Here is a 12,309-nt window from a genome sequence, read left to right as displayed (position 1 = left end):
TCAGTCCTCTGCCACCACCCGGAAGCGGATGCCCGCCTTCTGGAGCCGGTCCAGGAGCGCGTCGCCCATCGCCACCGCCGTGGTGAGCTGGCCGGAGGTGTCCGGGAGGGCGTCGTGGGCCAGGCAGAGCGCGGACTCCGCGAGCATCTTCGCCGTCTCCCCGTAGCCGGGGTCGCCGCCCGATACCTCCGTGAACACCCGGCGGCCCCCGCCCGTACCGACGAAGCGCACCGTGAACCAACTGCGGGCGCGTCGTTCGGCGTCGGGGCCGCGGCCCGGTTCCCAGCGGCTCATCAGCCAGCGTCGGGCCGCCGGGACCTGGGCCAGGGCCGCCGTCGTGCCCACCGCGACCGAGCCGCCCACCGCGATGGGCAGGTGCTTGACCGAGGCGTGGTGCCGGTAGCGGAAGTCGGGCCCGTACCGTTCCAGCGCGGCCGCCGACCGTGCCACGATCGCCACGTCCAGGGTCGGCAGGGGCAGCGCCCAGGTGCCGGTCTCGCGGCTGTAGTGCGGGTGGCCGCCCGTGCCTCGTACCCGCCGCGCGGGCCGCCGCGGCTCGTGCAGGCGCCGCTCGCGGGCCGCGGCCAGGGTCTGCGGGCCCCGACTCATGGCGGTGAGCGCGGAGGCCAGGGTGCCGCCGGACAGCATGGCGTTGGAGCGCATGAACCCGTCCACGCGCAGCGGCACCCCGGCCGGCAGCCGGCCCACCGTGAAGTACGCGCCGAGGTCGGCCGGAATGGAGTCGAAGCCGCACGCGTGCACCAGCCGGGCGCCCGTCTCGCGGGCCCGCGCGTCGTGCTCGACGTACATCCGGTCGACGAACTCCGGTTCGCCCGTGAGGTCGACGTAGTCGGTGCCCGCCTCGGCGCACGCCGCGACCAGCTCCGCCCCGTACCAGACGTACGGCCCGACGGTGCTGGCCAGTACCCGGGTGGAGGACGCCAACTCCCGCAGGGTGTCGGGGTCGCCCGAGTCGGCGCGGATCAGCGGCAGGGCCGCGCAGGCCGGATCGAGGGCGGCGAGGCGCTCGCGCAGCCGCTCCAGTTTGCCGAGGTCCCGCCCCGCCAGGGCCCACCGGCAGTCGGCCGGGGCGTTCGCCGCCAGATACTCGGCGGTGAGTGCCCCGACGAACCCGGTGGCCCCGAAAAGCACGACGTCGTAAGCCCGTTCCGGATCGTGGTGCCGAACCCGCTCGTTCATGGACCGCTCCTCCCAGCTGGTGTCGGTGGCTGAGGCTAGCGTGAGGGACGGCTGTCCGTACGGGCAGGTACGCGCCGGGCGCGCATCGCGCGGGTCCCGGGGCCGCCTGCGGTGAGTGGAGGTGTCGGTGAAGGCTGCGGTGCGCAAGTGGGAGGCGGTGCGGGGGTTCGCCCTCGGGTTGCCGGAGGTCGTCGAGGAGTTCCCCTGGGGGCCCGAGGACGCCGTGATGAAGGTCAACAAGAAGATCTTCGTCTTCCTGGGCAACACGGACGGGCCGCCGGGCATCTCCGTGAAACTGAAGGACGAGGCGCTCCACGGGCACGCCATGACCGCTCCCGGGGCGGAGCCGACCGGGTACGGCCTGGGCCGGTCGGGGTGGGTGTCCGTGCCGCTGGGGGAGAAGGGCGCGCCCTCGGTGGAGGTGCTGTGCGAGTGGGTGGAGGAGAGCTACCGCACGGTGGCCCTCAAGCGGCACGTGAAGGAGCTGGACGCGCGAATCGAGGCAGATGGCTAAGCGCTTGCTCTTGTGCTGAGTGGAACGCGTTCCTAGCATCGCTGGTGTTACATCAGTTGTGTCACACCACGCACCAGGATGCTGGGGGCTCGATGGCAGCGACAGGTACCGGGCACGGGACCGCCGAGGGGACCGGCGACGGTGGCCGGAACGGCCCGCTCGCGGGCGTGCGCGTCGTCGAGCTGGCCGGCATCGGGCCGGGGCCGTTCGCCGCGATGGTCCTCGCGGACCTCGGGGCGGACGTCGTCCGGGTGGACCGGCCCGGAGGCGGCGGTCTCGCCGTCGACCCGGCCTACGACGTCACCAACCGCAACAAGCGGTCCGTCCTGCTCGACCTGAAGTCCGCCGAGGGCCCTGCCCGCGTCCTGGACCTGGTCGAGCGGGCCGACGTGCTCATCGAGGGGTTCCGTCCCGGGGTCGCCGAGCGCCTCGGCGTCGGCCCCGACGCGTGCCTCGCCCGCAACCCGCGACTGGTCTACGGCCGGATGACCGGCTGGGGCCAGGACGGGCCGCTCGCGCACACGGCCGGGCACGACATCGCGTACATCGCCGTCACCGGTGCGCTCGGCATGATCGGGAACCCGGGCGAGCCCCCGGCCGTCCCCGCCAACCTCGTCGGGGACTACGCCGGCGGCTCCCTCTACCTGGTCATCGGGATCCTCGCCGCACTCCGCCACGCGGGCACCCCCGACGGCACCGGGCAGGTCGTCGACGCGGCCATCGTGGACGGCACCGCCCACCTCACCTCGATGATCCACGGGATGATGGCCGCCGGCGGCTGGCAGGACCGGCGCGGGGCCAACCTGCTCGACGGCGGCTGCCCCTTCTACGGCACCTACGAGACCTCCGACGGGCAGTACATGGCCGTCGGCGCGCTGGAGCAGCAGTTCTACGACACCTTCGTCGAACTGCTCGGCATCGAGGACCGGGCCCCGGCCCGCAAGGACCTTGCCCGCTGGGGCGAACTCCGCGAGACGGTCGCCGCCCGCTTCAAGTCCCGTACCCGGCAGGAGTGGACGGCCGTCTTCGAGGGCAGCGACGCCTGCGTGGCGCCGGTCCTGTCCCTGGGCGAGGCCCCCGCGCACCCGCACCTCGCCGCCCGCGGCACCTTCACCGAAGTCGGCGGGATCGTCCAGCCCGCGCCCGCACCCCGCTTCTCGGCGACCGGCACGGCCGTCACCGGCGGGCCCGCCCTGCCGGGCGCGCACACCGAGTCCGTGGCGGCGGACTGGGACCTGCCGGCCCTGCTCGGAAAGGACGCCTGATGGAACTGTCCATGATGCTCGACTACGCGGGCGACCCGCGCCGGGCCGCCGACGAGGCGGCCGCGTTGGAGGCGGCCGGACTCGACGCCGTCTGGGTCGCGGAGGCCTGGGGCTTCGACTCGGCCAGGATCATGGGGTACCTGGCCGCCCGCACCGAGCGGATGAAGATCGGCTCGGCGATCCTCAACGTCTACTCGCGCACCCCCGCCCTCATCGCCCAGACCGCGGCCGGACTCGACGCGATCTCCGGCGGCCGGGCCCTGCTGGGCCTCGGCGCCTCCGGCCCGCAGGTGGTCGAGGGATGGCACGGGAAGCCGTACGACAAGCCGATCGGTCGGACCCGCGAGACCGTCGAACTGTGCCGCCGCATCTGGCGCCGCGAGACGATCGACCACCACGGGATCACCGACATGCCGCTCCCGCCCGAGAAGGGCGGCCGACACGGCAAACCACTGAAGATCCTCACCCGACCGGTCCGCGACGCCGTCCCCGTCTACGTGGCCTCGCTCGGCCCCGCCAACGTGGCGATGACCGCCGAGATCGCCGACGGCTGGCTCCCCACGCTCTTCCTCCCCGAGAAGGCCGCGGACGTGTGGGGGAGCGCCCTCGCCCGGGGCGCGGCCGAGCGCTCCCCGGAACTCGGCCCGTTGGAGACCGTCGCGGGCGGCCTGCTCGCCATCGGCGAGGACGCGGCCGCCGTACGCGACCGGGCGCGCCCGCAGATCGCCCTGTACGTCGGCGGGATGGGCGCGCCCGGCAAGAACTTCTACAACGACCTGGCCGTCGCCTACGGGTACGAGGAGGAGGCCCGAAAGATCCAGGAGCTGTACCTCTCCGGGCGCAAGCGCGACGCCGCGGCGGCCGTGCCCGACGAGTTCTGCGAACTGATGACGCTGTGCGGCCCCGAGGGCTACGTGCGCGAGCGCGTCGAGGCCTTCCGCGCCGCCGGGGTCACCATGCTCAACGTGACGCCCGTCGGACCCGAGCCGGCCCGGCTCATCGAGACCGTCAAGAACTGGCTGTGAGGAGCCCATCCATGAAGCGCCGGATCTTCGACGCCGACCACGAGGCGTTCCGCGACACGGTGCGCACCTTCCTGAACAAGGAGGTGCTGCCGCACTACGACGCATGGGAGAAGGACGGCATCGTCAGCCGGGAGGCCTGGCTCGCGGCCGGCCGGCAGGGCCTGCTGGGCCTCGCCGTCCCGGAGGAGTACGGCGGCGGCGGGAACACCGACTTCCGCTACGCCGCCGTGATCGCCGAGGAGTTCACCCGGGCGGGAGCCGCCGGACTCGCGATCGGCCTGCACAACGACATCATCGGCCCGTACCTGACCTCGCTGGCCACCGAGGAGCAGAAGCGCCGGTGGCTGCCGGGCTTCTGCAGCGGCGAGATCGTCACCGCCATCGCGATGACCGAACCGGGCGCCGGCTCCGACCTCCAGGGGATCCGGACCACGGCCGAGGACGCCGGCGACCACTGGGTCCTCAACGGCTCCAAGACGTTCATCTCCAACGGGATCCTCGCCGACCTCGTGATCGTGGTCGCCAAGACCACCCCCCAGGGCGGAGCGCACGGCATGTCCCTGCTGGTCGTCGAGCGGGGCGCGGAGGGCTTCGAGCGCGGCCGCAACCTCGACAAGATCGGCCAGAAGGCCCAGGACACCGCCGAACTGTTCTTCCACGACGTCCGCGTCCCGAAGGAGAACCTCCTCGGGGAACTCAACGGCGCGTTCGTCCACCTGATGACCAACCTCGCCCAGGAGCGGATGGGCATCGCGATGGCCGGCATAGCCGCCGCCGAGTACCTGCTGGAGATCACCACCGCGTACGTCAAGGAACGCGAGGCCTTCGGCCGGCCGCTGTCCAAGCTCCAGCACATCCGGTTCGAGATCGCGGAGATGGCCACCGAGTGCGCCGTCACCCGTACCTTCCTCGACCGCTGCATCACCGACCACTCCAACGGGGAACTGGACCACGTCCACGCCTCGATGGCCAAGTGGTGGGCCACCGAACTGCAGAAGCGGGTCGCCGACCGCTGCCTGCAACTGCACGGCGGCTACGGATACATGACCGAGTACCGGGTGGCACGGGCCTTCGTCGACGGCCGCATCCAGACCATCTACGGCGGCACGACCGAGATCATGAAGGAGATCATCGGCCGCTCCCTGCTGGGCTGACGCTCCCTTCCGACCGACCTCCCCGACCCACCCCTCCGGACCCTCGAAAGGCTTGATCAGTGAGCACCGAAGCGTACGTATACGACGCGATCCGCACGCCGCGCGGACGCGGCAAGGCCAATGGCTCCCTGCACGGCACCAAGCCGATCGACCTGGTCGTCGGCCTCATCCACGCCCTGCGCGAGCGCAACCCCGGCCTGGACCCGGGCACCATCGACGACATCGTGCTCGGTGTCGTCGGCCCGGTCGGTGACCAGGGATCCGACATCGCCCGCATCGCGGCCATCGCCGCCGGGCTGCCGGACACCGTCGCGGGCGTCCAGGAGAACCGCTTCTGTGCCTCGGGCCTCGAAGCCGTCAACATGGCCGCCGCCAAGGTCCGTTCCGGCTGGGAGGACCTGGTCCTCGCCGGCGGCGTGGAGTCCATGTCCCGCGTCCCGATGGCCTCCGACGGCGGCGCCTGGTTCGCCGACCCGATGACCAACTGGGACACCGGCTTCGTCCCGCAGGGCATCGGCGCCGACCTGATCGCCACCATCGAGGGCTTCTCCCGCCGCGACGTCGACGAGTACGCGGCCCTGTCCCAGGAGCGCGCCGCCGCCGCCATCAAGGACGGCCGCTTCGCCAAGTCGGTCGTGCCCGTCACCGACCGCAACGGCCTGGTCGTCCTGGACCACGACGAGTTCGTCCGCCCGGGCACCACGGCCGACACCCTCGCCAAGTTGAAGCCGTCCTTCGCGGACATCGGCGACCTCGGCGGCTTCGACGCCGTGGCCCTGCAGAAGTACCACTGGATCGAGAAGATCGACCACGTCCACCACGCCGGCAACTCCTCCGGCATCGTCGACGGCGCCTCCCTCGTCGCCATCGGCTCCCGCGAGGCCGGCGAGCGCAACGGACTCGCGCCCCGCGCCCGGATCGTCTCCGCGGCGGTGTCCGGCTCCGAGCCCACCATCATGCTCACCGGCCCCGCCCCGGCCACCCGCAAGGCCCTCGCCAAGGCCGGCCTGAGCATCGACGACATCGACCTCATCGAGATCAACGAGGCCTTCGCCGGCGTCGTGCTGCGCTTCGTCAAGGACATGGGCGTCTCCCTCGACAAGGTCAACGTCAACGGCGGCGCGATCGCGCTCGGCCACCCGCTGGGCGCCACCGGCGCGATGATCCTCGGCACGATCGTCGACGAGCTGGAGCGCCAGGACAAGCGCTACGGCCTCGTCACCCTCTGCGTGGGTGGCGGCATGGGCGTCGCCACCATCGTCGAACGCCTCTGAACCGTCCCTGTATCCCAGACCCCGCCCCTGACACGGCCGACACGGAAGTAGCGAACATGAGCGAGTCCACCACGATCCGCTGGGAACAGGACGAGACCGGCGTCGTCACCCTCGTCCTCGACGACCCGGACCAGTCCGCCAACACGATGAACCAGGCCTTCAAGGACTCCATCGCGGCCATCGCCGACCGCGCCGAGGCCGAGAAGGACTCCATCCGCGGCATCGTCTTCACCTCCGCCAAGAAGACCTTCTTCGCCGGCGGCGACCTCAAGGACATGATCCGGCTCCGCCCCGAGGACGCCGGACTGGCCTTCGACACCGGCACCGAGATCAAGCGCTCCCTGCGCCGCATCGAGACCCTCGGCAAGCCCGTCGTGGCCGCCATCAACGGCGCGGCCCTGGGCGGCGGTTACGAGATCTGTCTGGCCTCCCACCACCGGATCGCCCTCGACGCCCCCGGTTCCAAGATCGGCCTGCCCGAGGTCACCCTCGGTCTGCTCCCCGCCGGCGGTGGCGTCACCCGCACCGTGCGGCTGATGGGCATCGCCGACGCGCTCCTCAAGGTGCTGCTCCAGGGCACCCAGTACAACCCGCAGCGTGCCTTGGAGAACGGTCTCGTCCACGAACTGGCCGCCACGCCCGAGGAGATGCTCGCCAAGGCGCGCGCGTTCATCGACGCGAACCCCGAGTCGAAGCAGCCCTGGGACGTACCCGGCTACAAGATCCCGGGCGGCACGCCGTCCAACCCGCGCTTCGCCGCCAACCTCCCGGCGTTTCCCGCGAACCTCAAGAAGCAGCTGGGCGGCGCCCCCTACCCGGCGCCGCGCAACATCCTGGCCTGCGCCGTCGAGGGCTCCCAGGTCGACTTCGACACCGCGCTGACCATCGAGGCCCGCTACTTCACCGAGCTGGTCACCGGACAGACCGCCAAGAACATGATCCAGGCGTTCTTCTTCGACCTCCAGGCCGTCAACGCGGGCCGCAGTCGCCCGCAGGGCATCGGGCCGCGCACGGTCCGCAAGGTCGCCGTCCTCGGAGCCGGGATGATGGGCGCGGGCATCGCCTACTCCTGCGCCCGCGCGGGCATCGACGTGGTCCTCAAGGACGTCACCGTCGAGGCCGCCGCCAAGGGCAAGGAGTACTCGCGCACGCTGCTGGACAAGGCGGTCTCCCGGGGACGGACCACCGAGGACCAGCGCGCCGAGCTGCTGGCCCGGATCACCCCGACCGGCGACGCCGCCGACCTCGCCGGCTGTGACGCCGTGATCGAGGCCGTCTTCGAGGACACCTCCCTCAAGCACAAGGTGTTCCAGGAGATCCAGGACGTCGTCGAGCCCGACGCGCTGCTCTGCTCCAACACCTCCACCCTGCCCATCACGGGCCTGGCGGAAGGGGTCTCGCGCCCCGTCGACTTCATCGGCCTGCACTTCTTCTCGCCCGTCGACAAGATGCCGCTGGTCGAGATCATCAAGGGCGAGCGCACCGGAGACGAGGCCATCGCCCGCGCCTTCGACCTGGTCCGCCAGATCAACAAGACCCCGATCGTGGTCAACGACTCGCGTGGCTTCTTCACCTCGCGCGTCATCGGCCAGTTCATCAACGAGGGCGTGGCGATGGTCGGCGAGGGCATCGAGCCCGCCTCCGTCGAACAGGCCGCCGCCCAGGCCGGTTACCCGGCCAAGGTGCTCTCCCTCATGGACGAGCTGACCCTGACCCTGCCCCGCAAGATCCGCAACGAGACCCGCAAGGCCTTCGAGGCCGAGGGCCGCGCCTGGGCCGAGCACCCGGCGGACACGGTCATCGACCGGATGGTCGACGAGTTCGACCGCCCCGGGCGCAGCGGTGGCGGCGGCTTCTACGAGTACGACGAGGCGGGCAAGCGGGCCCGGATCTGGCCCGGCCTGCGCGAGCACTTCACCAAGCCCGGCGCCGAGATCCCCTTCGAGGACATGAAGGAGCGGATGCTCTTCTCCGAGGCGCTGGACACCGTCCGCTGCCTCGACGAGGGCGTGCTGACCTCGATCGCCGACGCCAACATCGGCTCCATCATGGGCATCGGATTCCCGGCCTGGACCGGCGGCGTGATCCAGTACGTCAACGGCTACGAGGGCGGGCTGCCGGGCTTCGTCGCCCGCGCACGGGAACTCGCCGAGAAGTACGGCGAGCGCTTCACCCCGCCGGCGTCGCTGGTGGCGAAGGCCGAGCGCGGCGAGACGTACGCCGACTGATCGGCCGCCGACTGATCGGCCGCCGCGCGGCCCCGGGGCGACACCCCGGGGCCGCGCGGCACATTGCCCGCGTCAGGCGTCAGGCGTCAGGCGTCCGCGTCCTCGGGTGCGGGGGAGTCCAGCGAGGCGAACACGCCCCGGTGCGCGGCGCCGTCCGGCGCGGTCCACCCCGCGGTGACCCCGCCGGTGGCCTCGGCCGGTCCGGCGTCCGGGGCCAGTGGTGTCAGGACCCGTGCGACGGCGAGCCGGGTCCGCCCGGGGCCCGTCACCCGTACCCGCGTGCCCCGCGCGGAGTCGGACACCTCGGGTCGCTCCGCCGGGAGCAGCGCCGGCAGCCCCGGGCCGTCGAACCGGGCGGTGACGGACGGGTCGGGAGCGTTGGACTCGCTCTGCCGCTGTGGCACCGCGCGGCCCTGGAACAACGCCAGCAGCGCGGCGACGAGCACCGGGTCGTGGGCCCCGTCGTACACCCAACGGGTCCCGAGCACGCCGTGCTCGGAGGTGCCGATCAGGCCCGCGTCGGCGCCGTCGAGCGGCGCTCCCCGGTAGGTGAGGGGCACGTGGTACGCGATCGGGCGCTCGCCCGAGTCGTCGGTGACCACCATGAACTCGATGCCCACCTCGCCCGCCGGATCGTCGAGCCGGAAACCGCCGGCCCGTGCCAGCTCGGGTGCGGAGCCGGTGGGGAGGTACCACGGTCGGTCCGGCAGCCAGGCACCCAGGAGCTCCAGCTTGCCGGGGCTCATCGTGGTCTTGTGGATGATCGCCATGCGTTCGAACCTACCCCTCCGGTACGAACGCCGCCCGAAGTTCTTGCTTCAGTGAGCGTTGGAAGGCCGTCACCAGCGCCTGGACGACCATGGGTTGCATGTGCGCGGACAGCGCCTTCATGGACTCCACCCGCTCCGGATCGCTCTCGCCCTCGGTGAACGGACCCCACACCTCGTCGCGGAACAGCGCCGTCAACTCGTGCGCCGCGGTCCGCGCGTGCTCCAGCAGCACGGTGCGGGCGGCCAGGATCGTCTCGTACGCGATCGGCACGTCGAGCAGGGCCACCCCGAGCCGCAACAGCCCCACGTCCACCCGGAAGCCCGCCGCGGTCGGCGCCAGCACGTTCATCGCGGTCAATCGGCGCAGGTCGGTGTCCGTGAGCGGCCGTCCGGCCCGCTTCTCCAACTCCTCCCGCGAGGACTCCAGCGGCGCGTCGGGCGCCCAGGTGGCCACCAACGCCCGGTGGATCGCGAGGTCGTGGGCACTGAGGTCGTCCGGCAGCGCGTCCAGGTACCGCTCGATGGCCGACAAGGTCATGCCCTGGTGCTGCAACTCCTCGATCAGGGCCAACCGGGACAGGTGTTCCGGCCCGTAGTGACCCACCCGACGGGGGCCGATCACGGGAGGGGGCAAAAGCCCGCGCGTGCTGTAGAAACGTACGGTGCGGACGGTCACACCCGCCCGGGCGGCCAGCTCGTCGACGGTGAGCGTGGGTTCCGGTGCCTGGGTGGTCATGGTCGCCGCCTCGCTCTCTGATCAGCACAGCCTGTTTGGCACGACCCGTTCATGCACAGCCTGTTTTCGGCACAGCCCTTTCGGCACAGCCCTTTCGGTACCGAGGTTCAACAGTATTGCTGTCGCACCAACGATGTGAAACGGCCAGGAGCTGCCCATGACCACGAACCTGCGACTGCCCGGACGACCCGAGGAACTCACCCTCCCCACCCTGCTGGCCCGCAACGCGGCCGAGCACGGCGACCTGCCCGCCCTCTCGTGGCGGGAGGGCCCCGGTTGGAAGACCCTCGACTGGAGCGAGGTCCGCCGCGAGGTCGCCGTCCTCGCCGCCGGCTACGCCGCCCTGGGCGTCGGGCGCGGCGAACACGTCCTGCTCATGATGGGCAACCGCCCCGAGCACTGGCTCACCGACCTGGCGCTCGTCCACCTCGGCGCGGTCCCCGTCACCGTGTACGGGACCTCCGCGCCCGAACAGATCGCCCACATAGCCCGCCACAGCCGGGCGCGGGTCGCCGTCGTCGAGGGCGCCCGCGAACTCGCCCGCTGGGAACCCCTGCTCGCCGACGGCGCCGTCCCCCTGGAGCGGCTCGTCGTCGTCGAGGCCGCGGACGCCGGCCCCCACCACACCTACGCCTCCCTGTACGCGGGCGGCGCCCGGCTGCACCGCGCCGACGCCTTCGAGAAGGCCTGGCAGGAGACCCGCCCCGAGGACCCGCTGACCGTCGTCTACACCTCGGGCACGACCGGCGACCCCAAGGGGGTCCGGCTGACCCACCGCAACATCGTGCTCCAGGCCGTGCGCCTGGACGGCAACGTGGACCTGCCCGAGCACGCCGAGCACATCTGCTACCTGCCCTTCGCGCACATCGCCGAACGGGTCCTCGGCATCTACCTCCCCCTCCTGCGCGCCGCGCACGTGCGGCTCTGCGCCGATCCCACCGCCGTCGCCGCGGCCGTGCGCGAGCTGCGGCCCGTGCAGTTCTTCGGGGTGCCCCGGGTGTGGGAGAAGCTCGCCGCATCCGTACGGGCCGTCCTCGCCCGGCTCCCCGAGGAGCAGCGCCGCGCCATCGAGGCCGCCAACGACCTGGCCCGGGAGCGCGCCGGCCACCGGGAGCGCGGCGAGGAGGTCCCGGCCGCGCTCGAAGCCTCGTACGCCGCCGCGAAGGAACGGGTCCTGGACCCGCTGCTGGGGACGGCCGGGATGGACCGGCTCGTCTGGACGGCCAGCGCCACCGCCCCGATGCCGATCGACGTCGTCCGCTTCTGGGCCGGCTGGGGCATCACCATCATGGACGCCTGGGGACTCACCGAGACCGCCGGCGTGTGCACCGTCAACCGCCCGGACAACTTCCGGCTCGGCTCCGTGGGCCGCCCGATCGACGGCCTGGAACTCAGGCTCGCCGAGGACGGCGAGATCCTCACCCGAGGCGCCACGGTCTTCGGCGGCTACCTGCGGCCCGACGGGACGGTGGAGAGCGCCGCCGACCCCGAGGGCTGGTTCCCGACGGGGGACATCGGCCGGCTCGACGAGGACGGGTTCCTCTGGCTGACCGACCGCAAGAAGGAACTGATCATCACCTCGAACGGCAAGAACGTCTCGCCGGCCCTGGTGGAGAACACCGTCAAGGAGCACCCGCTGATCGGCCAGGCCCTGGTCCACGGCGACGGCCGCTCCTACCTGGTCGCCCTGCTGGTCCTGGACCCCGAGCTGGCACCCGTCTGGGCGGCGGCCCGGGGCATCGAGGCCCCCACGCTCGCCGCGCTCGCCGAGCACCCCGTCGTCGTCGAGGAGATCGCCCGCGCGGTGACGGCGGCCAACGCCCGGCTCAACCGCACCGAGCAGATCAAGCGCTACCGGTTGCTGACGGGGGAGTGGGGCCCCGAGACCGGGGAGCTGACGCCCTCACTGAAACTGCGCCGCCGGGTGATCCGCGAGAAGTACGGGGAGCTGATCGAGGGGCTGTACGAGGCCCCGCACGACACGCCCTGACCCGTACGACATGCCCTGACCCGGACGGCCCGGCCCTGACCGGTGGGCGACCCCGCGCCCACGCCCACCGGACAGGGCGGGGGATCAGCTCGGCCTGTTCGAGCCGAAGGACGAGGGCAGCCGGTCGGAGCGCGCGAAGGCGACGGCTGAGCG

10 protein-coding genes are annotated in these 12,309 nt (G+C 72.0%); 7 read left to right on the top strand and 3 right to left on the bottom strand.

Annotated features, from left to right (window positions below; translation table 11 throughout):
• Entirely contained in the window at positions 1-1,200 is a 1,200-nt protein-coding gene (locus OG906_RS07550) for a saccharopine dehydrogenase family protein (RefSeq protein WP_329441133.1), read from the bottom strand.
• Between the two features lie 115 nt (positions 1,201-1,315).
• Here OG906_RS07550 and OG906_RS07545 point away from each other — a divergent pair, with 115 nt between their 5' ends.
• The 6 genes from OG906_RS07545 (at position 1,316) to OG906_RS07520 (ending at position 8,660) form a co-directional block, all read left to right on the top strand.
• On the top strand, positions 1,316-1,714 hold the full coding sequence (locus tag OG906_RS07545) for an MmcQ/YjbR family DNA-binding protein (RefSeq protein WP_392897620.1): 399 nt from the start codon (positions 1,316-1,318) through the stop codon (positions 1,712-1,714).
• A gap of 92 nt (positions 1,715-1,806) precedes the next feature.
• Positions 1,807-2,979, top strand: a complete 1,173-nt coding sequence (locus tag OG906_RS07540) for a CaiB/BaiF CoA transferase family protein (protein ID WP_329441129.1) — start codon at positions 1,807-1,809, stop codon at positions 2,977-2,979.
• Positions 2,979-4,004, top strand: coding sequence for an LLM class F420-dependent oxidoreductase (locus OG906_RS07535; RefSeq protein ID WP_329441127.1), 1,026 nt, complete (start codon positions 2,979-2,981; stop codon positions 4,002-4,004). Before OG906_RS07540 ends, OG906_RS07535 begins: the two co-directional genes overlap by 1 nt.
• Before the next feature lie 11 nt (positions 4,005-4,015).
• Positions 4,016-5,158 (top strand): acyl-CoA dehydrogenase family protein, encoded by a 1,143-nt coding sequence (locus OG906_RS07530; protein WP_329441125.1) that lies wholly within the window; start codon positions 4,016-4,018, stop codon positions 5,156-5,158.
• 59 nt (positions 5,159-5,217) lie between these two features.
• A complete protein-coding gene (locus OG906_RS07525; RefSeq protein ID WP_053677291.1) occupies positions 5,218-6,432 on the top strand; it encodes an acetyl-CoA C-acetyltransferase in 1,215 nt (404 codons plus the stop codon).
• A 56-nt stretch (positions 6,433-6,488) separates the two neighbouring features.
• Entirely contained in the window at positions 6,489-8,660 is a 2,172-nt protein-coding gene (locus OG906_RS07520) for a 3-hydroxyacyl-CoA dehydrogenase NAD-binding domain-containing protein (protein WP_329441121.1), read from the top strand.
• Between the two features lie 86 nt (positions 8,661-8,746).
• Here the strand turns inward: OG906_RS07520 and OG906_RS07515 are convergent, their stop codons facing one another.
• A complete protein-coding gene (locus OG906_RS07515) occupies positions 8,747-9,430 on the bottom strand; it encodes a maltokinase N-terminal cap-like domain-containing protein (protein WP_329441120.1) in 684 nt (227 codons plus the stop codon).
• Positions 9,431-9,440: 10 nt separating this feature from the next.
• A complete protein-coding gene (locus tag OG906_RS07510) occupies positions 9,441-10,166 on the bottom strand; it encodes a MerR family transcriptional regulator (protein WP_267828752.1) in 726 nt (241 codons plus the stop codon).
• A gap of 157 nt (positions 10,167-10,323) precedes the next feature.
• Between OG906_RS07510 and OG906_RS07505 the strand changes: the two genes are divergently transcribed.
• Positions 10,324-12,156 carry an AMP-dependent synthetase/ligase gene (locus tag OG906_RS07505; RefSeq protein WP_329441116.1) on the top strand — a complete coding sequence of 611 codons (1,833 nt, stop codon included), beginning with the start codon at positions 10,324-10,326 and terminating at the stop codon, positions 12,154-12,156.
• The last annotated feature ends 153 nt before the right edge of the window (positions 12,157-12,309 follow it).

Origin of the sequence: Streptomyces sp. NBC_01426 (genome assembly GCF_036231985.1) — a bacterium.
Classification (GTDB): domain Bacteria; phylum Actinomycetota; class Actinomycetes; order Streptomycetales; family Streptomycetaceae; genus Streptomyces.
This window is presented reverse-complemented; position numbering and strand designations above follow the sequence as displayed.

Excerpts from the sequence above, each read along its gene's own strand:
- OG906_RS07550 (WP_329441133.1), bottom strand. The coding sequence starts at position 1,200 with ATGAACGAGCGGGTTCGGCACCACGATCCGGAACGGGCTTACGACGTC.
- OG906_RS07540 (WP_329441129.1), top strand. The coding sequence starts at position 1,807 with ATGGCAGCGACAGGTACCGGGCACGGGACCGCCGAGGGGACCGGCGAC.
- OG906_RS07510 (WP_267828752.1), bottom strand. The coding sequence starts at position 10,166 with ATGACCACCCAGGCACCGGAACCCACGCTCACCGTCGACGAGCTGGCC.
- OG906_RS07515 (WP_329441120.1), bottom strand. The coding sequence starts at position 9,430 with ATGGCGATCATCCACAAGACCACGATGAGCCCCGGCAAGCTGGAGCTC.
- OG906_RS07535 (WP_329441127.1), top strand. The coding sequence starts at position 2,979 with ATGGAACTGTCCATGATGCTCGACTACGCGGGCGACCCGCGCCGGGCC.
- OG906_RS07520 (WP_329441121.1), top strand. The coding sequence starts at position 6,489 with ATGAGCGAGTCCACCACGATCCGCTGGGAACAGGACGAGACCGGCGTC.
- OG906_RS07505 (WP_329441116.1), top strand. The coding sequence starts at position 10,324 with ATGACCACGAACCTGCGACTGCCCGGACGACCCGAGGAACTCACCCTC.
- OG906_RS07530 (WP_329441125.1), top strand. The coding sequence starts at position 4,016 with ATGAAGCGCCGGATCTTCGACGCCGACCACGAGGCGTTCCGCGACACG.